Origin of the sequence: Shewanella maritima (genome assembly GCF_043643735.1) — a bacterium.
In the GTDB taxonomy this organism is placed as follows: Bacteria; Pseudomonadota; Gammaproteobacteria; order Enterobacterales; family Shewanellaceae; genus Shewanella; species Shewanella maritima_A.
Window position 1 is genome coordinate 1 of record NZ_JBHZSM010000006.1, and the last position, 22,422, is coordinate 22,422.

At 42.4% G+C, this 22,422-nt stretch carries 20 protein-coding genes; all 20 read left to right on the top strand.

The window, feature by feature from the left end:
* Positions 1-409 precede the first annotated feature (409 nt).
* Complete coding sequence (locus tag ACHUGF_RS08420; protein WP_394130361.1) at positions 410-865, top strand: hypothetical protein; 456 nt, start codon at positions 410-412, stop codon at positions 863-865.
* Positions 866-1,010: 145 nt separating this feature from the next.
* A complete protein-coding gene (gene tsaE / locus ACHUGF_RS08425; RefSeq protein WP_394130363.1) occupies positions 1,011-1,469 on the top strand; it encodes a tRNA (adenosine(37)-N6)-threonylcarbamoyltransferase complex ATPase subunit type 1 TsaE in 459 nt (152 codons plus the stop codon).
* A 2-nt stretch (positions 1,470-1,471) separates the two neighbouring features.
* The gene (locus ACHUGF_RS08430; protein ID WP_394130364.1) at positions 1,472-2,797 is read left to right on the top strand and encodes an N-acetylmuramoyl-L-alanine amidase; all 1,326 of its coding nucleotides are present in this window, start codon (positions 1,472-1,474) and stop codon (positions 2,795-2,797) included.
* A gap of 2 nt (positions 2,798-2,799) precedes the next feature.
* Positions 2,800-4,824 (top strand): DNA mismatch repair endonuclease MutL, encoded by a 2,025-nt coding sequence (gene mutL / locus ACHUGF_RS08435; RefSeq protein ID WP_394130366.1) that lies wholly within the window; start codon positions 2,800-2,802, stop codon positions 4,822-4,824.
* Complete coding sequence (gene miaA / locus ACHUGF_RS08440) at positions 4,808-5,734, top strand: tRNA (adenosine(37)-N6)-dimethylallyltransferase MiaA (RefSeq protein WP_394130367.1); 927 nt, start codon at positions 4,808-4,810, stop codon at positions 5,732-5,734. Before mutL ends, miaA begins: the two co-directional genes overlap by 17 nt.
* A gap of 78 nt (positions 5,735-5,812) precedes the next feature.
* Positions 5,813-6,076: an RNA chaperone Hfq gene (hfq, locus tag ACHUGF_RS08445; RefSeq protein ID WP_394130369.1), complete on the top strand. Its 264-nt coding sequence runs from the start codon at positions 5,813-5,815 to the stop codon at positions 6,074-6,076.
* Between the two features lie 22 nt (positions 6,077-6,098).
* Entirely contained in the window at positions 6,099-7,406 is a 1,308-nt protein-coding gene (hflX, locus tag ACHUGF_RS08450) for a ribosome rescue GTPase HflX (RefSeq protein WP_394130371.1), read from the top strand.
* 31 nt (positions 7,407-7,437) lie between these two features.
* A complete protein-coding gene (gene hflK, locus ACHUGF_RS08455) occupies positions 7,438-8,598 on the top strand; it encodes an FtsH protease activity modulator HflK (RefSeq protein WP_394130373.1) in 1,161 nt (386 codons plus the stop codon).
* Positions 8,599-8,600: 2 nt separating this feature from the next.
* Positions 8,601-9,491, top strand: coding sequence for a protease modulator HflC (gene hflC / locus ACHUGF_RS08460; protein ID WP_394130374.1), 891 nt, complete (start codon positions 8,601-8,603; stop codon positions 9,489-9,491).
* 415 nt (positions 9,492-9,906) lie between these two features.
* Positions 9,907-10,497, top strand: a complete 591-nt coding sequence (gene petA, locus ACHUGF_RS08465) for a ubiquinol-cytochrome c reductase iron-sulfur subunit (protein WP_394130375.1) — start codon at positions 9,907-9,909, stop codon at positions 10,495-10,497.
* Positions 10,497-11,711, top strand: a complete 1,215-nt coding sequence (locus ACHUGF_RS08470; protein ID WP_394130377.1) for a cytochrome b — start codon at positions 10,497-10,499, stop codon at positions 11,709-11,711. Before petA ends, ACHUGF_RS08470 begins: the two co-directional genes overlap by 1 nt.
* A complete protein-coding gene (locus ACHUGF_RS08475; protein WP_394130379.1) occupies positions 11,711-12,454 on the top strand; it encodes a cytochrome c1 in 744 nt (247 codons plus the stop codon). Before ACHUGF_RS08470 ends, ACHUGF_RS08475 begins: the two co-directional genes overlap by 1 nt.
* A 95-nt stretch (positions 12,455-12,549) precedes the next feature.
* Positions 12,550-13,179, top strand: a complete 630-nt coding sequence (sspA, locus tag ACHUGF_RS08480; RefSeq protein WP_394130381.1) for a stringent starvation protein SspA — start codon at positions 12,550-12,552, stop codon at positions 13,177-13,179.
* Entirely contained in the window at positions 13,179-13,646 is a 468-nt protein-coding gene (locus ACHUGF_RS08485; RefSeq protein ID WP_394130383.1) for a ClpXP protease specificity-enhancing factor, read from the top strand. The genes sspA and ACHUGF_RS08485 overlap by 1 nt, the downstream gene beginning before the upstream one ends.
* A gap of 76 nt (positions 13,647-13,722) precedes the next feature.
* The gene (locus ACHUGF_RS08490) at positions 13,723-14,292 is read left to right on the top strand and encodes an anthranilate synthase component II (RefSeq protein ID WP_394130384.1); all 570 of its coding nucleotides are present in this window, start codon (positions 13,723-13,725) and stop codon (positions 14,290-14,292) included.
* Between the two features lie 139 nt (positions 14,293-14,431).
* Complete coding sequence (locus ACHUGF_RS08495) at positions 14,432-16,918, top strand: S9 family peptidase (RefSeq protein ID WP_394130386.1); 2,487 nt, start codon at positions 14,432-14,434, stop codon at positions 16,916-16,918.
* A 191-nt stretch (positions 16,919-17,109) separates the two neighbouring features.
* Positions 17,110-18,252, top strand: coding sequence for an HDOD domain-containing protein (locus ACHUGF_RS08500; RefSeq protein ID WP_394130387.1), 1,143 nt, complete (start codon positions 17,110-17,112; stop codon positions 18,250-18,252).
* A gap of 350 nt (positions 18,253-18,602) precedes the next feature.
* Positions 18,603-19,820, top strand: coding sequence for an aspartate aminotransferase family protein (locus ACHUGF_RS08505; protein ID WP_394130389.1), 1,218 nt, complete (start codon positions 18,603-18,605; stop codon positions 19,818-19,820).
* A 98-nt stretch (positions 19,821-19,918) separates the two neighbouring features.
* Complete coding sequence (gene astA, locus ACHUGF_RS08510) at positions 19,919-20,938, top strand: arginine N-succinyltransferase (RefSeq protein WP_394130390.1); 1,020 nt, start codon at positions 19,919-19,921, stop codon at positions 20,936-20,938.
* A gap of 12 nt (positions 20,939-20,950) precedes the next feature.
* Positions 20,951-22,411, top strand: a complete 1,461-nt coding sequence (astD, locus tag ACHUGF_RS08515; protein ID WP_394130392.1) for a succinylglutamate-semialdehyde dehydrogenase — start codon at positions 20,951-20,953, stop codon at positions 22,409-22,411.
* The last annotated feature ends 11 nt before the right edge of the window (positions 22,412-22,422 follow it).

Below are 22,422 nucleotides of genomic sequence, written 5' to 3' on the forward strand. Positions count from 1 at the left end.
ATTAGCTCAGTTGGTAGAGCGAAACCTTGCCAAGGTTTAGGTCATCGGTTCGAACCCGATATGTCGCTCCAAACTCTCTCATTGCTAGTCTACAATATTCAAATGCGATATTAGCTCAGTTATTAGAGCGAAACCTTGCCAAGCCAATTAGTTTAGTAAAAAGCGTCATCGGTTCGAACCTCTATTAATGACAGCATGGGTCGCTCCAAATCTCTTTTCGCTGTATTTTCACATTTCCCCTTTAAAAAGCTTTTCGATAGATTTCATCTTTTCAATCTTGTGTTCTATTAGCAATTTATAAAGTATTTACTGCGTGACGCTCAAAATTTGAACCTGTTCAAATTAAAGCGCTGGCAAATCAATGATAATGCGTTAAGTATCTTCTGATTGACCACCTTGGAGTGATGACATGCGAATTCAACAATTAAGCGAGCTTCTTGAATATATTGCCGAATGTAGATTGAGTATGGGGAAATTGTATAGCCGTTTACACCGAAATGCTGACTCGTCTCGTGTGAAGCTTATGTTGGAGTATTTTCAGCAGCATGAACAGCACATCCATGACACCCTAATACGGTATATTGATGATGCTCCCAAGCGTATTTTGGACACTTGGTTTAAAGATGTGGTGTTTGAGGACTTTGCTAAGCGTTGTGAAAATACAACCCTACCAGCAAACATGTCTGAAGAAGAGGTGTTGGAACTTCATCTTGATTTAGAAAATCGTTTAATTGACCTGTTAGAAAAAACGGCAACAAACTGTGCGACGAATGAAATTACCGGGGCCTTAACTGATTTAGTGACTGTCGCGCGTACCCAGCAAAAACGCCTTGTTCATAGCGCCATGCGGATGGATGATATTTAAAATCCACAATTTTGAATAAAAAACCAGCATGCATGCTGGTTTTTTTTGGTTTATTTACACTGTTGTCAGTGGGAGTTGTTAACATTGTTCTGGTATATTAAACGGTTTAGTATCAACAAGTATTAACTTTGCTTTGGCAGTAATTATGACAGTTTATGAATCCAACCTAGAGAATGAATCTGCAACCGTCGCGTTAGGGCAGCAAATTGCACAACATCTAACAACGCCTACTGTGATTTATTTATCAGGCGATTTAGGTGCAGGTAAAACGACATTTAGTCGCGGGGTGATTCGCAGTCTCGGGCACCAAGGCGCTGTAAAAAGCCCGACTTATGCGTTGGTTGAGCCTTATGAACTTGAGATAGGCGAAGTCTTTCATTTTGATTTATATCGCGTTGCAGACCCAGAAGAATTAGAGTTTATGGGGATACGTGATTATTTTACCGATAATTCAATATGCCTAGTAGAATGGCCTAATAATGGTCATGGGCTCATTCCCAAAGCTGACTTAGAGATATATATCAGTTATAAAGATCAACAAAGACAGATAACAATTAAACCTGTGTCAGAAGCAGGTCAAACTATTGTGAGCAAATTAAGATAATAATGATTATAAAGCGCTTCTTTGTATTTTGTGTTGTATTGCTTGGCTTGTTGATGACAACACAGGCCAGTGCGGCAAATAGATTGGACAGTGTGCGTATTTGGGCCGCTCCTGATACGACACGTGTTGTTTTTGATATGTCCAACGGTCCTGAATATACCTATTTTACATTGACTGAGCCTTATCGGTTGGTGGTTGATGTCAAACAAACTAGTTCTAAAATTGATCTAAAAAAAATAGAGAATAACAGTAAGCTAATTAAACGAATTCGTCTGAGTAAACCACCCAAAAAAGGGACACTCCGTTTGGTGCTTGATTTGACCAAACCTGTTCAATCAAACCTCTTTACTTTGCCACCCACGGCCCCTTATGGTAATCGACTTGTCGTTGATTTAAATGATGCTGAAGGTGGTAATTCACCATCCAAAACGGTGCGTAAATCGACCAGTGATTCAGCCAGAGACATCATTGTTGCCATCGATGCCGGTCATGGTGGTGAAGATCCTGGTTCAATCGGCCCCACCGGAATGTATGAGAAGAAAGTGGTACTGGCTATTTCGAAAAGACTTGAGCGATTAATTAATCAAACGCCAGGTATGCAAGCGGTGATGACCCGTACAGGGGATTACTTTGTCGATTTAAATCGCCGCTCAGAAATTGCTCGTAAGAGCCGCGCGGATCTGTTGCTGTCAATCCATGCCGATGCATTTACTACGCCTCAACCTCGAGGGGCTTCTGTATGGGTATTATCAATGCGCCGTGCAGATTCTGAACTGGGTCGCATGCTGGAGCAAAAAGAAAAACATTCCGAGTTACTCGGTGGTGTAGGCGATATTATTCAAAATTCAGATGTAGAAAAGTATCTTGTTCAAACCCTTATTGATATGCAGAAAAATAACTCTATGGTGGTCAGTAATGATATCGCCAAGGATATTTTGCGTGATTTGGATGATGTGACTCATTTACACAAGAAAGCCCCAGAAGCGGCAAGTTTAGCTGTGTTAAAGTCACCCGATATACCTTCAATTTTGATTGAAACTGGTTTTATTTCTAATCCGAAAGAAGAGCGCCAGTTGAAAGATGGTAATCATCAGGAGCGTGTCGCGAAGGCGATCCATAGGGGGGTGCTACGTTATTTCCAGACTAACCCTCCCACGGGGACCTTATTAGCCAAGCAATCTAATATTAAGCACAGTGTCAAACGTGGCGAATCTTTGTCTGTGATTGCACAGCGATACCAAGTAAGTGTGACTAATTTGAAAAAGGCCAATAATCTAAAGTCTGATATGCTTAAAATTGGCCAAAAACTGATAATTCCGAGAGCTTAGCCATGGCCATTGAACTGTTACCGCCACAACTTGCTAACCAAATCGCGGCAGGTGAAGTGGTAGAAAGGCCCGCTTCTGTAGTAAAAGAACTGGTGGAAAATAGCTTGGATGCTGGTGCCAGTAAAGTGGAAATTGATATTGAAAGAGGTGGCAGTAAGCTCATCCGTATTCGTGACAATGGCAATGGAATTGTCAAAGAAGATCTCTCACTCGCTTTGTCGCGCCATGCAACATCCAAAGTTCATACACTAGATGACTTAGAGGCTATTCTCAGTTTCGGCTTTCGTGGCGAGGCATTAGCCAGTGTTAGCTCTGTATCTCGCTTATCGTTGACATCTAGAACTGCTGAACAGACAGAAGCTTGGCAGGCTTATGCTGAAGGTTCTCAAATGGCGGTGAAGGTGGTGCCTGCGGCTCACCCTGTGGGAACGACTATTGAAGTGGCTGATTTATTTTTCAACACTCCCGCAAGAAGGCGTTTTTTAAAGAGCGATAAAACAGAGTTTACCCATATTGATGAGTGGCTAAAACGCATCGCTTTAGCGCGAACCGATATTCATTTCATATTAAGCCACAATGGCAAGCGCATTAGGCAGTATCGTCCAGCCAACACTAACATCCAATTGCAGCAACGTATTGGGCAGGTTTGTGGAAAAAGTTTTGCAGAGCAAGCTTTATCCGTGAGCTGTGAGCATGATGGGTTAGAGTTAAGTGGTTATTTACAATCGCCTTTTGATAGTGTGTATTCAGGTGTGCACTATTTTTACGTTAATGGCCGCTTGGTACGTGATCGCCTAGTTAATCATGCTGTAAAACAAGCATTCAATGAATTTGGCTTTGAAATTCAACCTTCGTATGTGTTGAAGCTGACATTGGATCCTCATCAAGTTGACGTTAATGTACATCCAGCTAAGCATGAGGTCAGATTCCACCAAGCTAGGTATGTTCACGACTATATTTTACAAGCGCTACAATCTGTATTAGCACAGGTAAACCATCAAGAACAGCAACCACTCATTGCTGAGCATGGTCTTCATTCTGAAGCTACTAAGGCTAATTATGCTGGCCCTGGTTCTAGTCAAGCTGATGTTAGTCATAGCAGTGTTAGCCAAAATGTTTTTAGCCAGAGTGAAGTCAGAAATGACAGTGCTGATCCATCAATCCAATCGCGAGATGATGCTGTTGTAAGCTCAGGTGGATTTAACAGTCATAGTCAGTATGGACGTATGCGGATACCAGATGGTTCTTCATCAGGTTACACCCAACAAACGAGTCAACCAGTAGACTCAAACCATACCGCTGCTGCAGGGTCACAGAATACTGATGTTTCTGGTGGTGCTGGGAAAACTGGTTACCAATACGGCCAACCTCAAGCTGTGTCAAAGACTGCTATTGCCAGTTATGGTCAATTATTATCAACGACTTCAGCCCAGAGCAACTCGTCATATGTTGAAGAGCAACCATTGAATTCAACGGGTTTATCTCAATCTACAGTCAACATGCCTAACGTCTTAGATGGACAATATTGGGTAATGGTTAAGCAAAACTCATTGTCGCTACTCGCCATCTCTAAAGTCGCTACTGTCACCATAAAGTCAGAAATATTAGCTAAGCTAAGTAATGGTTTAGTTGGGCAACCTTTGCTCATGCCGGTATCAATTAAAGCAGATAGTGATTGGCAAGCACTGATTGAACAACGTTCCATTTTACTGAAAAAATTGGGTATTGAACTTGCTATTCGTTATCAGCAGTTGATTATTAAAAAAGTGCCCCAATATATAAGAGATACCCATTTAGCAAGTGTTATGCCTGAGCTACTCCAGTGGATAGCACTAGAAGAACCGTCTGATGAAGCGATTGCTCACTGGATTGCGCCATTGGCTAGTGAGAAATTCGAATCTGCGCAAACTATTTGGCAAAAGTATTGTCAATTAGATAACGATACACAACTGCAATTAGTGCAAAGCGCGATACATATACCTTGGCAGAATTGGATACAAGAGCAAACCTGTGAACAGCAACAGTAAACCCAAAGTCATTTTTTTGATGGGACCCACTGCTTCCGGTAAAACCGCATTGGCCATAGAAATGGCTAAGCAGCATAATTGTGAAATTATTTCGGTGGACTCCGCGCTGATTTACCGTGGTATGGATATTGGTTCAGCTAAACCGACAGTCGATGAGTTAGCACAAGCACCTCATCGCCTAATTGATATTTTAGATCCAAGTGAGAGCTACTCTGCTGCCGATTTTAGGCGAGATGCACTGCAAGAGATTGAAGTGATTCTTGCAAAAGGGAAAACACCACTGCTTGTAGGTGGTACTATGATGTATTTTAAGGCCTTACTTGAAGGTTTATCACCACTACCGAGTGCTGATGAAGCTGTGCGTGCACAAATCGCAGACGAAGCAGAGCAACATGGTTGGCAGGCCTTACATCAGCAACTTTGTGATATTGATCCTGTTGCTGCTGAAAGAATACACCCTAACGATCCGCAAAGGCTTTCAAGAGCATTAGAAGTCTATAGAATATCGGGTAAAACCATGACTGAGCTCACTCAGTCAAAAGCACCTGCTTTACCGTATGATGTCGTGCAGTTTGCTATTGCACCATCCGATAGAAAAGTGTTACATGAGTTAATTGCCAAACGTTTTAAGTTAATGCTTAAGCAAGGATTTGTTGCTGAAGTGGAGCAGTTAAAAGCAAGAAGTGATTTACATATTGATATGCCATCTATGCGCTGTGTAGGTTATAGACAGTGTTGGCAATATTTAGATGGTGAGTATGACTATTCGACTATGGTCGAAAAGGGTACCGCTGCGACTAGGCAATTAGCCAAACGTCAATTAACATGGCTTAGAGGTTGGCCAGAGTTAATTTGGCTAGAAAGCGGTGCAAGTGAGAATTTAGTTACACTTATGCGCCAAAGCCACTAGCATATTAGTGAGTGCTGTATAATACTAAAACTAAACAATAAAACGTGAATTGATAATTTTAAGAAAAGGATATTAGAAATGGCTAAGGGGCAATCTTTACAAGACCCATTTTTGAACGCTTTGCGTCGTGAGCGCGTACCTGTTTCAATCTACTTGGTGAACGGTATCAAGCTACAAGGACAAGTTGAATCATTCGATCAGTTTGTCATTTTATTAAAAAATACTGTAAGCCAAATGGTTTACAAGCACGCTATTTCTACAGTTGTGCCTGCTCGTCCGTTTAATGTATCTAATCATCAAGGTGCCAATGCACAAGGTGATGATGCCGGAAGCGCAGAGTAATAATTAAAAAGGAAATCGCTTTTTGTTTGAGCGTTATGAAGCCGGTGAGACCGCAGTACTTGTTCATGTTGACTTTTCTGACGATGAACGTCGTGAAGATGTAGTCGAATTACAATTACTGGTTGAATCTGCTGGTGCCCGCGCTGTAGGCGTGGTGACTGGTAGTAGGCGCTCACCCGACCGCAAGTTCTTTATCGGCACAGGTAAAACTGAAGAACTTGCAGCATTGGTCGCTGCCACAGAAGCCAATGTTGTTATTTTTAACCATGCACTGAGTCCAGCTCAAGAGAGAAACCTTGAAGCTGTATGTCAGTGTAGGGTGTTAGATAGAACAACATTAATTCTAGATATTTTTGCTCAAAGAGCCCGTACCCATGAGGGTAAGTTGCAAGTGGAGCTAGCGCAATTGCGCCACATGTCGACTCGCCTAATTAGAGGTTGGACTCACCTTGAGCGTCAAAAAGGCGGTATTGGTATGCGCGGTCCTGGGGAAACCCAGTTAGAGACCGACAGACGATTACTGCGTGGGCGTATTAAGAATATTAATCGCCGTTTAGAAAAAGTTGATAAGCAACGTGAACAGAGTCGACGCGCACGTAAACGTAGTGATTTAGCCACAGTATCCCTAGTCGGATATACTAATGCGGGTAAATCAACGTTATTTAACGCGCTCACGACATCTGATGTTTACGCGGCTGATCAGCTTTTTGCGACGTTGGATACTACGTTACGTAAGTTATCTTTGCCTGATGGTGAAATTATTCTTGCTGACACAGTAGGGTTTATTCGTCATTTACCTCATGATTTAGTTGCAGCATTTAAAGCAACGTTACAAGAAACTCAACAGTCAGAAATTTTATTGCATATTGTTGATTGTGCAGATGACAACATGAGTGACAACTTTGACCAAGTTCAATTGGTATTAGATGAAATTGGTGCAGGTGATATCACCCAGTTGGTCGTATGTAATAAAATAGATTTACTAGAAGATTTTTCGCCACGTATTGATTATGGTGAAAACGGTAAACCTGAACGCGTGTGGGTTTCAGCGCAACAGCGCCAGGGCTTTGATTTACTGTTACAAGCCATTACCGAATTAATCGGTAAGGTGATTCATGAGTTAACACTAAAAATTCCAGCAACAGCTGGACATTATCTCGGCCAATTTTATCGGCTGGATGCAATACAGCAGAAAGAATATGACGATCTGGGGAACTGTATTTTATCTGTTCGAGTTTCGGATGCCGATTGGCGCCGATTGACTAAACAGAGTCAAGGCGAGTTAGCGTCATTTGTTTTTGAATCACCAGAAATAGATGACACAAATTAAACTCTTTTTTTCATCCAACTTGGAGTGCTAGATGGCTTGGAATGAGCCCGGTAACAAGGGTAATAAAGATCCTTGGGGAAACAAAAGTGGTAACGATAAGGGACCACCTGATCTTGACGAAGTATTTCGTAACTTTTCAAAACGCTTTGGCGGCAAAGGCGGTAACTCGTCTTCAGGTCAACCGTTTAGTTCTGGCGCTTTCATTGCCATTGCTGTTGTTGCGCTGATCATATGGGGTCTTTCTGGCTTATATACCATTAAAGAAGCGGAGCGTGGTGTGCAACTGCGTTTTGGTCAATTTATTGGTGAAGTAGGCCCAGGTCTTCACTGGAAAGCAACCTTCATTGATGAAGTTTACCCTGTTGATGTAGAAACTTATCGCTCATTGCCAGCTTCTGGCAGCATGCTAACTTCTGATGAAAACTTAGTTAAAGTTGAATTAGTTGTGCAATACAGTGTGAATGATGCGTATTCATACTTGTTCAGCGCTGTTGATGCGAATGCAAGTTTAAGTGAAGCGACAGATAGTGCTTTCCGCTTTGTGATTGGTCACAACAATATGGATGACATCTTGACTACGGGTCGTGATGCTATTCGCCGTGATACATGGCGTGAGCTTGAGCGTATTATTGAACCTTATAAGCTTGGTATTCAAATTCGCGATGTCAACTTCCTGCCAGCGCGTCCACCTGAAGAAGTGAAAGATGCATTTGATGATGCCATTTCTGCGCAAGAGGACGAACAACGTTTCATTCGTGAAGCAGAAGCCTATGCTCGTGAAATTGAACCTAAAGCTCGTGGTCAAGTTGAACGTATGGCGCAACAAGCAAGTGCATACATGCAGCGTGTAACCCTAGAGGCACAAGGTCAAGTCGCCCGCTTTGAGCTATTACTTCCTGAGTATCAGCAATCGCCAGAAGTGACTCGTAAGCGTTTGTATTTAGATGCAATGCAAGAAGTGATGAGTGACACCAATAAAGTGCTTATTGATACGAAAAACAATGGCAACTTAATGTATTTACCGCTTGATAAACTGATGGATTCTTCTCGTAGCAATCAAGCTCAAGAGGAACCAGAAGTGGAAAGACACATTAATTCCAACTCTGCTACAACTAATAGCAACTCGTTCACGCGCATGCCAACCGATGGCAGAATGTCTCGTGAAGAACGTGCTCGTCAAGGGAGGGATTAATCATGGGTCGTATTAGCTTAATTGTGATTATTGCTCTACTTGGTGTGGGATTCTCTTCATTGATGGTTGTTAATGAAGGCGAACGTGCAATTGTATCTCGCTTTGGTAAAGTGGCTAAAGATATCGTGGATGGTGAAGAAGTGACGCGTGTATTCGGTCCTGGACTTCACTTTAAAATTCCTATGATTGATAAGCCGCGTTATTTAGATGCGCGTATCCAAACCTTAGATGGTGCAGCTGACCGCTTCGTAACATCAGAGAAAAAAGACTTAATGGTCGACTCTTATGTTAAGTGGCGCATCAAAGATTTTGAAACCTACTATCTTGCTACCAACGGTGGTGTAAAAGAAAACGCTGAGCGTTTACTACAAGATAAAATCAATAACGATTTACGTACTGAGTTTGGTCGACGTACGATTCGTGAAATTGTCTCTGGTAAGCGTGATGAACTGCAAACTGATGCGTTAGAAAATGCGTCGGAAAGTGCATCAAATTTAGGTGTTGAAGTCGTTGACGTACGTGTGAAGCAAATTAACCTGCCTTCAAACGTCAGTAACAGTATCTTCCAGCGTATGCGTGCAGAGCGTCAAGCGGTTGCTCGTGAGCATCGTGCACAAGGTCGTGAGCAAGCTGAAATTATCCGCGCAACCATTGATGCAGATGTGACGATTAAAATAGCAGAAGCTGAGCGTAAAGCACTTACCGTTCGAGGTGAGGGTGATGCGTCAGCTGCTAAAATTTATGCTGATGCATTTAATAAAGACGCTGAGTTTTATGGTTTTCTTCGCAGCCTAGAAGCATACAAAGAAAGCTTCTCTGGTAGCGGTGATATCATGGTGCTTGAGCCTGACAGTGACTTCTTTAAATACATGAAGACGATGGAAGGCAAATAGCTATTTATTCCAATTCAAAAAAGCTCGGTTTAATACCGAGCTTTTTTATGCCTGTGATATACAAATATTCACAAACAGATTTAGCTAAAATCAAAAAAAATCAATTTTTATTGAAATAGTGCTGTTAACTATATTAGCAACCAATGTCATACTTAAAAAAGCTTATGGTTCAGTGCTTTATTGATTTTATTCTGCAAGGTTATGTTGTGAAGTTGTAGCTTGATGTCACTGTTTGGCCGCAAAAATTAAAAAAACAGGTAATATCCTCAACTTAGTTGTGTATTTTAACTATGATCTGCCTCTAGTTTTTCGCTATAATGAGCCCCGCCTCAAACTATGTTTTTAGCTAGTTACTGATTTTCACTGCTAAAACATTGAATTATAAAAATTCCAACACCCTTTGGGAGATAAGTGGATGAGCAATGCGCCAGTCGATACCGGACGTCGCAGATTCTTGACAGCCGCCACCGCCGTAGTCGGTGGTGCTGGAGCCGTCGCTGTAGCGGTTCCGTTTATAAAGTCATGGAACCCTAGCGCCAAGGCAAAAGCTGCAGGAGCACCGGTAGAAGTAAATATTAATAAAGTTGAACCAGGTCAGTTAATTCGTGTTGAATGGCGCGGAAAGCCTGTCTGGGTTGTACGTCGTACAGATGCTGTGCTTTCTGAGCTTAAAGGCTTAGATGGTCAGTTACGCGATCCTGATTCAAATGAAGAGCAACAGCCTGAATATGCTAAAAATGCGGCACGTTCAATCAAGCCTGAGTTTTTCATTGCCGTGGGTATTTGTACTCACTTAGGTTGTTCACCTACTTACTTACCAGATTCGTTTGGTGAGCAAGTTCAAGGTGTCACTGCCGGTTTCTTCTGTCCTTGTCATGGTTCTAAATTTGATATGGCTGGTCGAGTATTCTCTGGTGTACCTGCACCATTGAACCTTGTCGTTCCACCTCATCAATATGTGGATGACAATACCGTATTAATCGGTGTCGATAAGGGAGAAGCATAATGGTTAAGAATGTAATTGATTGGATTGATGCTCGCATCCCAATGACGGCAACTTACAACCGTCATGTTGGCCAATACGCAACACCTAAAAACTTCAACTTTTGGTACTTTTTTGGCTCGCTAGCCCTACTAGTACTCGTCAACCAATTGTTAACTGGTATTTGGTTAACAATGAACTACGTACCGACTGCAGAAGGCGCATTTGCGTCGATTGAATACATCATGCGTGATGTTGAATACGGTTGGTTACTGCGTTACATGCACTCCACTGGGGCATCCGCCTTCTTCGTGGTTGTTTATTTGCACATGTTCCGTGGTCTTATTTATGGTTCTTACCAAAAACCAAGAGAGTTACTTTGGTTGTTCGGTATGCTTATCTTCCTCGTGTTGATGGCTGAAGCATTCATGGGTTACCTACTGCCTTGGGGACAAATGTCTTACTGGGGTGCACAGGTAATTATCTCATTGTTCGGTGCGATTCCATTTATTGGTGATGACCTAACATTGTGGATCCGTGGTGACTATGTTGTATCTGGTGCGACGTTGAATCGTTTCTTCGCACTGCACGTGATTGCATTACCATTAGTGTTAGTTGTGCTTGTATTCCTACATTTGATTGCGCTGCATGAAGTAGGTTCAAACAACCCAGATGGTATCGAAATTAAGAAGAATAAAGATGAAAATGGTTGGCCAGTAGATGGCATTCCATTCCACCCTTACTACACAGTGAAAGACATCATGGGTGTAGCGGGCTTCTTAATCGTATTTTGTTATGTGTTGTTCTTCATGCCTGAAGGTGGTGGTTACTTCCTAGAGAAGCCAAACTTCGAAGCTGCTAACCCGATGAAGACGCCAGAGCATATTGCGCCAGTATGGTACTTCACACCATTCTACGCCATCTTACGTGCTGTACCTGATAAGTTATTAGGTGTTGTGGCGATGGGCTTAGCAATTGCAGTACTGTTCATCTTGCCTTGGCTAGATCGTTGTAACGTTAAATCTATTCGTTACCGTGGTCTGATCCATAAGATCAACATTGCACAGTTTACTGTTTCATTCCTTGTGCTTGGTTACTTAGGTGCAGTACCAGCTACACCAACGTTAACTATTGCGGCACGTATTTTCACTTTCACTTATTTTGCATTCTTCGTTGCGCTGTGGGTTTACAGTAAAAGCGAGAAGACTAAAGAAGTGCCAACGAGGGTGACACACTAATGAAAAAGTTATTAATTGCATTAGTTGCATTGTTACCAACGCTAGCAATAGCGGCAGGTGGCAACAATGAATTTGTTAAGAGTCCTGAGCAAGCGATAAACCTACATGACAATGAGTCACTAGAGCGTGGTCTTGGTTTGTTCCAACAATATTGTAGTGGCTGTCACAGCACTCAGTATCAGCGTTACGGCCGTGTTGCTGAAGATCTTGGTATCTCAGTCGAAGATATGCGTAATAAGTATATGTTCACTGACGCTAAAATTGGCGAGCTGATGGAAAATGCCATTCCAGCTGAGGATGCTGCAAAATGGTTTGGTGCAGCAGCCCCTGACTTAACGTTGGTTGCACGTGTTCGTGGTGCAGATTGGGTATATTCATATCTGAAAGGTTTTTATACAGATGAGAGTCGTCCTTTCGGTACGAATAACTCAGTGTTCCCATTAGTGGGTATGCCGCATGTACTACAAGACTTACAAGGTCTTTCAACACCAATCTACGAAACCGTAAATGAGAATGGCGTTGAAGTACAAAAGCTGGTAGGTCTTGAAGCGGCAACAGGTGGTAAATTAAATGCCGAAGAGTATGACCAAGCAGTACGTGATATTACTGGTTTCCTCGTATATTCTGCTGACCCAGTAAAATTAGAGCGTGAAGCTATGGGCTGGTGGGTACTTGGTTTCCTCTTCATTTTCTTCGTGATCTCATATTTCTTGAAGAAAGAGTACTGGAAAGATGTACACTAGCCATCAATAACGGGTAGAATACATTATCCGCATAGTGTAAACGGGGGGCTCTGCCCCTCGTTTGTTTTGTATTTTTTAGATTCTGGAGGGTATCAATGGCTGTTGCTGCCAACAAACGCTCTATCATGACACTGTTTTCTGGTGCCGATGATTTGTATAGCCATCAAGTACGTATCGTACTGGCTGAAAAAGGGGTAACTGTTGATGTATTGCAGGTAGACCCAAGTGAGATGCCTGAAGATTTACTTGAAGTAAATCCATATAACTCAGTACCAACACTCGTTGACCGTGAGTTAGTTTTATATGAATCTCGCATTATTATGGAATACTTGGATGAGCGTTTCCCACATCCACCATTAATGCCTGTTTACCCAGTATCTCGTGGCCAAAGCCGTTTGATGATGCACCGTATTGACACTGACTGGTATGTGCTTGTTGACCGTATCCGTAAAGGAGACCGTGTAGAAGAAGCGCGTAAAGAGCTAACTGAAAGCTTAGTGGCATTAGCGCCAGTATTTGCAGAAATGCCTTACTTCATGAGTGAAGAGTTTGGTCTAGCAGATTGTTATCTAGGTCCATTGTTATGGCGTTTACCTGAGCTAGGTATCAACCTAGATATGCGTACATCTCAAGATATTAATGCTTACATGACACGCATTTTTGAGCGTGAATCATTCAAAGCTTCATTAACTGAGGTTGAGCGCGAAATGCGCATGGGTATGTAATGAAACCATTAACACCTAATCGTCCATATTTGTTGCGTGCTTACTATGAGTGGTTAATGGATAACCACTTTACGCCTCATGTTGTTGTGGATGCTTTTGTGAAAGGGGCGGAAGTACCTCAACAATTTGTCAAAGATGGCCAAATTGTTTTAAACATCGCATCGGGTGCTGTGGGTAATTTACAAATGAACAATGATGCCGTGCAATTTAACGCCCGCTTTGGTGGTGTGCCGCATCAAGTGTATCTACCAATGGCATCTATTGTTGCTATTTATGCTCGTGAAAACGGTGCAGGTACAGTATTTGATATGGAAGAAGCTTACGCGGCTGAAGATGACAGTGAGTCATTAACGTCGGTACCGCAATCCACAGATACTGAAAAATCTGAGCCAGCACCTAAGGCTGATAGCAAAGCAACTGAAGTTGATAAGTCGAAACGCAAAAGCCACTTAACGTTAGTGAAATAACTTTTGTGTGTTGAGAGAAAACCAGTCATAAGGCTGGTTTTTTATTGCCTAAATTTGTGGTTATAACAGGTAATATATGCTGCTAGTGATTGATAATTATGATTCGTTTACGTTTAATCTTGTCCAGTACTTACAGGAGCTGGGACAAACCGTCTTAGTCAAACGTAACGATCAGATTTCATTGCAAGATATCGAAGCGCTATCCCCAAGTCACATTGTGATTTCTCCAGGCCCCTGTACTCCAAATGAAGCTGGCATATCATTAGCGGCGATTGAAGCATTCGCTGGCCGTATTCCGATTTTGGGTGTTTGTCTTGGTCATCAAGCTATTGGCCAAGTGTTCGGTGCAGAAGTGGTTAGAGCGAAGCGTGTGATGCATGGTAAAACGAGTTTTATCAATCACAACAACAATAGTATTTTTGCAAAGCTTAATCATCCCTTAAGGGTAACGCGTTATCACTCCTTAGTGCTTGAGCAAGTCCCACAAAACTTTGTCTTAGATGCTTGGTTTGATGATCCTGTTCATGGAACAGAAATTATGGCAATGCATCATGTCTCAATGCCATTAGTTAGTGTTCAATTTCATCCTGAATCAATTCTATCTGAGCAAGGCCAAGACTTGCTAAAAAACTTCTTACTGTTGTAAGTCCATTTCATCATTCCCAGAAAGTTTCAAGTGTCTGCTAATTTCGTTACAAATATGGTTAATATTGTTGAGGAAATTGGCGTATAAGTTGTGATATAAAGACTGCTTATAAAAATAATAGACACAGGAAGGATTATTCATGAAAAAGCTAATGCGACACTTTGCAATTAGTGCGCTCTCTTTAGCTGTGATTACTGGCTGTAACAGCACTCCGAGTTCCACAATTAGCACAGCTGTAAAGCAAGATAATGCTATTCAAGTTCCCTTGGCTCAACCTCCTCAAGCCGAAACCGCATTAACTTTAAATCAAATCATGGCTAACCCAGATTGGATGGGCATTTTTGCTAAAGGGCAATATTGGGCTGACGACAGTAAATCCATCTATTATGCGCGTCAGGCACATCAGGCTCCCATTACAGATTATTACCAGTTAAGCTTAAATGATGGTGCAAAGGCGCAAAAACTAGCAATTAACCAGTTGCATCAAGCTGATCAACGCTTTGGCTCATTCAATGCTGATCACTCTAAAAAGGCCTATTTATATCAAGGCAATGTGTTTGTAAAAACACTCGCGACTGGTGATGTGCAACAGTTGACTAAGCTCAACGGCAAAATTTCTGATATTCGCTTTTTAAGTAACGGTGATATTGCCTATTTCTTAAAGGATAATATTTACCGTATCCATGCAGATACAGGTATGGTTGAGCAGATAGCCGATATTCGTATGTCGAAAGCTCCTAAAGGTGTTAATGAGCCAGAAAGCTATTTAGCTAAACAACAACATCGCCTCATTAATTATGTATCGATGCAACATGAAAATGCTAAAGCAAAACAGGCATTCAAAGACGAAGTTGCAGCTACTGATCCAAGCTTTGCTTCGAAAACTTGGTATTTAGGTGACTCTGAGTCGATCACTAAAATGAGCCTGTCTGCCGATGGTCGATATGTGTTTATGGCACTTATTGATAAGAGTTATAGTTGGCGCAGCGAGCACGACATTATGCCTGATTACCTTGGTAAAGACGGTTATGTTGACGCAGTGCCTGCGCGTGCGCGTGTGGCTGAAGATGACTTCCCTGGTCACCGCTTTGTTTTATTAGATTTACAAGAGCATCAACAAAAAGACATTACCATTGAAGGTTTAGATGGCTTTGATGAAGATGTGCTAGCGAAAGTTAAAGCTGAAAATGCTAAAGCAAAAGGTGAAACTTACCGCAGCGAATCAGAGGTGCGTAAAATCCAGCTTATGCAGGACTGGGGCTGGAGCCAAAGTGCAATTCAATGGCATCCGACTGAAAACAGTTTATTAGTAATGTTGGAAGCCGTTGATAATAAAGACCGTTGGATTGCAAGTGTTGACCTGAAAAAGGGAAGTTTAACCACTGAGCATCGCCTACATGATACGGCATGGGTAAACTACACTTTCAACCAGTACGGCTGGTTAGGTAATTCTAGCAATTTCTATTACTTATCTGAGCAATCGGGTTATTCTCAGCTTTATGTCAAAAATGCCAATGGCAAAGTAACGCCATTAACTGATGGCAAGTATGTGGTAGACCAAGTTACTGCTAGTCGCGATGGTAAACATTTATATTATCGTGCAAACCCATCTCATCCAGGTATCTATAATGTCTTTAGAGTGTCCACTGATACTGCTGAAATTGAGCAGCTTACTGATTGGAAAGGGACTTTAGATTACACTGTTAGCCCAGATGAACAGCATTTACTTTTATCGGCTTCATCAAGAATTAAACCAGCTGAATTATATGTTCAACCGATTGGTGGCAAGCTGACTCAGCTAACCAATTACACTAGCAAAGCATTCAAGCAATATCCTTGGCAAGCCCCCCAAGTAGTGGCTGTTCCATCAAACCATGGTGCAGGCGACGTATATGCGCGAGTATATTTGCCACAGGGTTATGATGCTGACTCAGCAGATAAGTATCCTGCGGTTATTTTTAACCATGGTGCTGGTTACTTGCAAAATGCTCACTATGGTTTCTCAGGTTACTTTAGAGAGTTTATGTTCCACAACATGTTAGCTCAGCAAGGTTATGTTGTGATGGATATGGATTTTAGAGGGTCTAAAGGTTACGGCCGTGACTGGCGTACTGCCATTTATCGCAACATGGGTTATCCAGAAGTGGAAGATCTTAAAGATGGCGTGACTTGGATGGCTAGCAATGCAAATGTTGATACTAAGCGTGTCGGCACTTATGGTGGTTCTTATGGTGGCTTCTTAACCTTTATGGCACTGTTTAATGAGCCAGAGTTATTCCAAGCTGGTGCCGCGCTGCGTCCTGTGACAGACTGGGCTCATTATAATGCTCCGTACACTTCAAACATCCTTAATAAACCTGATGTAGATCCAATTGCTTATGAGCGTAGCTCGCCAATTGAACACGCTGAAGGGCTACAGAAACCACTATTAATCATGAGTGGTGTACTAGATGACAACGTGTTCTTCCAAGACAGCGTGCGTCTAGTGCAGCGATTGATTGAACTTGAAAAACCAATGTTTGAAACGGCAATCTACCCAGTAGAGCCTCATGGTTTCAAGCAACCATCAAGTTGGTTAGATGAATACCGCCGTATTTATAAGTTGTTTGAGCAAGAACTCAAGTAATCCGTAATCGTTAAATCAAGGCTTCCTTCGGGAAGCCTTTTTATTGGCGAGCAGAAATAAAACAGTCAGCGCCTGTCTGTTTGAAAAACGTACCGTTAATCAGTTTGTTATTTAACGTGTTGCTTGGTTCAATCGTGTAAGAGCTTAAGGTACACTCTACAGTAGGTTTAATGATCAAATAGGACGTTTGAGTGGCAGTGTCGATAGCTGGTGGAGTAAAGCCGGGAAAAATCATCCAAATAGAACGCAGGCTTTATCGACAAATGATAGTCGGTAAACGCAACAAAGATACCATTACAGATAAGGTGTTTATTGAAGCTGCGGATGACGCCAATAAATTGGAAATTGAGCGGATTGCGATTAATGAAAGGTTAAAAAAGCAAGCTGACGCTCAAGCTACCTATCGTCAAATATCGATGCAACTGACTAACACTGTCAATAATGCCATTGAACATGAGCTTGCATCCCCTGAACTTGTACTCGCAAATTCGAATGTAACTGAGTCGCAAATGTTAGTGCTGGAAATGGTGCTAGAAAAAGATCCTAACCTAGCTCGTTTAAGACCTCTAGTGAGTGGATTAAGTTGGTTAGCTCGTGATTTAACAACCTTGATCAATAGCCCCGCGTCTTCTCATCGTCGTCCTAAATCCGCAGATGTTCAGGTAACAGACCTTAAATTGGTGTTGAACTATATTGGTGTTGAAAACCTTCGCCTTCTCATTCCATATTTTAGTTTACGTTATTGTTTACCTTCTAATAATGCCAACTTAGCCTGGCCTACCCGCAAGCTATGGCGTTACAGCATAATGACGGCCATAGCTGCTAAAGCCTTAGCTGAAATGCATCGACTACCGACAGGTTTGGTTTATACCGGTGCGTTAATGAATCAATTTGGCTCAGCAGTTATTCTCAATAATAGCGCTAGCATATTCTCTAAAACATGGGGTAACTGGTTACGTGAAGCTAGCGAGGAGGGTAATCGGGAAGTACATGATGCCGTTATGGCAACAGAATTTCCTATTGAGTCTGTGCTTGAGCATGTTCTCGAACAAGGGCAGCAATTAAATTGGCGTTTACTCACTTTATTGAATTTCGAAGAGAGTCGCTTAACTAAAGTGTTAAAAGAGCTCGATGAACACTTTAACTTATCTGACTTATCAGCTGAAGCTGCGGTCATTGCAAAGGCAAGTTGTTATGCCAAGATGCGCCTATTAGAAGAACAGAATCTCATTGATAATAAGGAAAAGCGTTTAATGGCTGATTATTATCAGTTCTTACCTGAAGAGCTGATTCGCCTCAAAGCGCAAAATTATCGTAAGGTCGATCTCATCTAATTAAATACCACAACACAAATATCCTAGTACTTTTGGTTAGCTTATAACTGTGTAGTTATGCATTTTCGGTGAATAGCTACACAAAAACAGTGCAACGAAGTTTTTTTATGACTATTTATGCTGTAAATCCACCAAATAAGCGCTTTGTTTGCATGTATTTTTCAATCTTTATTCAGATTAACTAGATGAGACCCACAAGGTAAATGTCAATTACTGGCATTTTGATCACATTTTCGCTAATAATGTCCTGTTAGGTAAATAAACATGGGTCTTTTCACTAACAGAATAAAAAGAAAACACCCGATATTGCAGCGTTTACGCCGCAAATAACTAATTAAGGATTATAAGCGATGAGTGTTGAAATGAACTTAACTCGAGCCCAATTTGATGAAGTCATGGTGCCTAATTATGCGCCTGCAGCTGTCATTCCAGTAAAAGGCGAAGGTAGCCGAGTCTGGGACCAACAAGGCACAGAGTTTGTCGATTTCGCTGGCGGTATCGCGGTTAATTGTCTTGGTCACTGTCACCCTGCTTTAGTGTCTGCATTGAAAGACCAAGGTGAAAAACTGTGGCACCTTTCAAATGTCATGACCAATGAGCCTGCATTAGCATTAGCGACAAAGCTAGTGAATGCCACTTTTGCTGAGCGTGTATATTTTGCCAACTCAGGAGCTGAAGCGAACGAAGCAGCACTTAAATTAGCTCGTCGTTACGCGCTAGATAACCATGGTATAGAGAAAGATCAAATTATTGCATTTGATAAAGCCTTCCATGGTCGTACATTCTTTACTGTCACAGTCGGTGGTCAAGCTGCTTACTCTGATGGCTTTGGCCCTAAACCGCAATCGGTTACACATCTACCATTTAATGATGTTGCTGCATTAGAAGCTGCAGTGTCAGATAAAACTTGTGCCATCATGTTAGAGCCACTACAAGGCGAAGGCGGCATTATTGATGCCGACCCAGCGTTCCTTAAAGCGGTTCGTGAATTAGCTGATAAGCATGATGCACTTGTGATTTTTGATGAAGTACAGACTGGCGTTGGTCGTACTGGTGAGCTATTTGCCTACATGGGTACCGACATTCAGCCTGATATCCTTACTAGCGCGAAAGCGTTAGGTGGTGGATTCCCAATCGCTGCAATGCTGACCACAGCAAAAATTGCTGCGCACCTTAAAATTGGTACCCACGGTTCTACCTATGGTGGTAACCCACTTGCATGTAGCATTGGTAATGCTGTGATGGATGTTGTGAATACACCTGAGGTTTTAGCAGGTGTGAAACATCGTGAGCAACTCATCCGTGATGGTTTAACCAAAATCAATGACAAGTACGATGTATTCAGTGAAGTCCGTGGTAAAGGTTTACTTTTGGGCGCGGTATTGAATGACAAGTACACGGGTCGTAGCCGTGATTTCCTGGTAGCAAGTGTAGCTGAAGGCTTAATGAGTCTGATTGCTGGTGCCAATGTCATCCGTTTCACTCCTTCTCTTGTTATCCCTGAAGCAGACATCACTGAAGGCTTAGCGCGTTTTGAGCGTGCTGTCGCTAAAGTGGTTGCTGGTTAATACAAATCAAATGCGTCGAGATTCGGCGCATTTTTGTATGTTGGGATGGCATAACAAGTACTCATAAACAGTGCTTGTTATGCGCTTAGGAGAAATGAATGTTAATCATACGTCCGATCCGAGCATCTGATTATGATGCTCTCCACTCAATCGCAATTGAGTCGGGTCATGGTTTTACCTCACTGCCTGTGAACGAAGAGTTACTACGCTCAAAAATTGCGCGCGCAGAGGCTTCATTTACTAAAAATGTCGACACACCGTTGGATGAAGGTTATCTGATGGTGCTTGAAGACACCAAAACAAATGAAGTCGTTGGGACTTGTGGTATTGAAGCTGCAGTAGGGATGGAAGATGCCTTTTACCATTATCGGTTAGGCACAGAAGTCTATTATTCAGAGCAAATATCAGTGCGTAATGAGGTTGAAACCTTAACCTTATGCCATGACTACACAGGCGCTGCTGAGCTGTGCACCCTGTTTTTAAAAGATCGTTACCGTAAAGGTCGAAACGGCCGCATGCTATCGCGCTCACGCTTCTTATTCTTAGCACAGCACAAAGCTCGTTTTGGTCATACCGTCATCGCAGAAATGCGTGGTGTAAGTGATGATAAAGGCGATTCCCCTTTCTATGAGTGGTTACAAAAGCACTTTTTAGGTATCGACTTTGTCGAAGCAGACTATTTATCTGGACTGGGTAAAAAGGCTTTTATGGCAGAAATGATGCCTCGCAGCCCAGTTTACGTATGTATGTTGCCGTCTAAAGCTCGCCGAGTGATTGGTGAAGTTCATAAAAATACCAAACCCGCTTTACGTTTACTGGAAGCGGAAGGTTTCAGGTTCAGAAACTATGTTGATATTTTTGATGGCGGACCCACCGTCGAATGTAGCTTGACTGACATCCGCGCTGTGAAAAACAGCCGATTATTGACCGTCAATATTGGCAAAATGCCACATACGGATCAGCATTTTATTATATCTAATACCTCAGTGGCTGATTACCGTGCATCTTCAGCAAAAATCTTGATTTGTGAAGAAAGTGACAGTGTCACTCTTACACAAGAGATTGCCGATGCGCTGTTAGTGAAAGCGGGTGAGCAAGTTCGTGTATTAGCCATGTAGGGAGATTGAAACATGACACAATTTATTCAAGGACAATGGCTTGCAGGGCAAGGCCATAGTGTAAGTTCAACCAATCCAGCTAACCAGCAAGTGATTTGGCAAGGTAATACCGCCACGGTTGAGCAAGTTAACCAAGCGGTTGATGCGGCGCGCAAAGCCCAGTTTGACTGGTTTATGTTAGGTCATGAAGGCCGTTTAGCAATTATCAATGCTTATCGTGATCAACTAGAAGCCCACAAAGCAGAAATTGCAGAAACCATTGCCCAAGAAACGGGTAAGCCACAATGGGAAACTGCCACTGAAGCTGGTGCGATGATTGGTAAAATTGGTTTATCTATTCAATCATATGATAAACGTACAGGCACTGAAACTAACGAATTACCAGCAGGCCGTGCGGTATTGCGTCACAAGCCACATGGTGTCGTTGCCGTATTTGGTCCATATAACTTCCCTGGTCACTTACCGAATGGCCATATTGTGCCAGCGCTTATTGCGGGTAACACTGTGGTATTTAAACCATCAGAATTAACCCCGAAAGTGGCTGAGTTAATGCTGAAGTGCTGGGAAAAAGCTGGATTACCAGCAGGTGTGATTAACCTTGTTCAAGGTGAAGTTGAAACAGGTAAAGCACTCGCTTCTCATCCACAAATTGATGGTTTGTTCTTTACCGGTAGCTCACGCACTGGGCATATTCTGCATGAGCAGTTTGCAGGGCACCCAGGTAAGATTCTGGCATTAGAGATGGGGGGTAATAACCCACTGATCATCAAAGATGTTGCCGACACGAAAGCTGCGGTTCACGACATCATTCAGTCAGCATATATTTCTGCCGGTCAGCGTTGTACTTGTGCACGCCGCTTATATGTTGAACAAGGCGCGAAAGGTGATGCATTAATTGCTCAGCTTGTTGCAGCGGTGAAACAAATTGTTGTAGCCCCTTGGGATTCGCAACCACAGCCTTTCATGGGTTCAATGATTTCTGAAGCCGCGGCTAAAGGCATGGTGGCAGCACAAACAAACTTAGTTGAGTTGGGTGGCCAGCCTTTGATTGAATTAACCCATATGCAAGCTGGTACAGGTCTCGTTAGTCCAGGTTTGATTGATGTTACTGCGATTGAACAGCTACCTGATGAAGAATACTTCGGTCCATTGCTACAGGTTGTACGTTACAGCGATTTTGATCAAGCTATTGAATTGTCAAATGATACTCGTTATGGATTATCAGCTGGCTTATTAGCAGATAGCCGTGAAGACTACGATTACTTCTTAGCGCGCATCCGAGCAGGTATTGTCAATTGGAATAAGCAAATTACTGGTGCGTCAGGTGCTGCGCCATTTGGTGGTGTTGGTGCTTCAGGTAACCACAGAGCGAGTGCTTATTACGCAGCCGATTATTGTGCTTACCCAGTTGCTTCTATGGAAGCTGATAGCGTGAGCTTACCTGCAAACTTAAGCCCAGGTCTGAGCTTATAACAGCAGCTTGT

Bases quoted from the DNA above. Each gene is read 5' to 3' on its own strand.
- ACHUGF_RS08420 (WP_394130361.1), top strand. From the start codon at position 410: ATGCGAATTCAACAATTAAGCGAGCTTCTTGAATATATTGCCGAATGT.
- tsaE (WP_394130363.1), top strand. From the start codon at position 1,011: ATGACAGTTTATGAATCCAACCTAGAGAATGAATCTGCAACCGTCGCG.
- ACHUGF_RS08430 (WP_394130364.1), top strand. From the start codon at position 1,472: ATGATTATAAAGCGCTTCTTTGTATTTTGTGTTGTATTGCTTGGCTTG.
- mutL (WP_394130366.1), top strand. From the start codon at position 2,800: ATGGCCATTGAACTGTTACCGCCACAACTTGCTAACCAAATCGCGGCA.
- hfq (WP_394130369.1), top strand. From the start codon at position 5,813: ATGGCTAAGGGGCAATCTTTACAAGACCCATTTTTGAACGCTTTGCGT.
- hflK (WP_394130373.1), top strand. From the start codon at position 7,438: ATGGCTTGGAATGAGCCCGGTAACAAGGGTAATAAAGATCCTTGGGGA.
- hflC (WP_394130374.1), top strand. From the start codon at position 8,601: ATGGGTCGTATTAGCTTAATTGTGATTATTGCTCTACTTGGTGTGGGA.
- petA (WP_394130375.1), top strand. From the start codon at position 9,907: ATGAGCAATGCGCCAGTCGATACCGGACGTCGCAGATTCTTGACAGCC.
- ACHUGF_RS08470 (WP_394130377.1), top strand. From the start codon at position 10,497: ATGGTTAAGAATGTAATTGATTGGATTGATGCTCGCATCCCAATGACG.
- ACHUGF_RS08475 (WP_394130379.1), top strand. From the start codon at position 11,711: ATGAAAAAGTTATTAATTGCATTAGTTGCATTGTTACCAACGCTAGCA.
- sspA (WP_394130381.1), top strand. From the start codon at position 12,550: ATGGCTGTTGCTGCCAACAAACGCTCTATCATGACACTGTTTTCTGGT.
- ACHUGF_RS08485 (WP_394130383.1), top strand. From the start codon at position 13,179: ATGAAACCATTAACACCTAATCGTCCATATTTGTTGCGTGCTTACTAT.
- ACHUGF_RS08490 (WP_394130384.1), top strand. From the start codon at position 13,723: ATGCTGCTAGTGATTGATAATTATGATTCGTTTACGTTTAATCTTGTC.
- ACHUGF_RS08495 (WP_394130386.1), top strand. From the start codon at position 14,432: ATGAAAAAGCTAATGCGACACTTTGCAATTAGTGCGCTCTCTTTAGCT.
- ACHUGF_RS08505 (WP_394130389.1), top strand. From the start codon at position 18,603: ATGAGTGTTGAAATGAACTTAACTCGAGCCCAATTTGATGAAGTCATG.
- astA (WP_394130390.1), top strand. From the start codon at position 19,919: ATGTTAATCATACGTCCGATCCGAGCATCTGATTATGATGCTCTCCAC.
- astD (WP_394130392.1), top strand. From the start codon at position 20,951: ATGACACAATTTATTCAAGGACAATGGCTTGCAGGGCAAGGCCATAGT.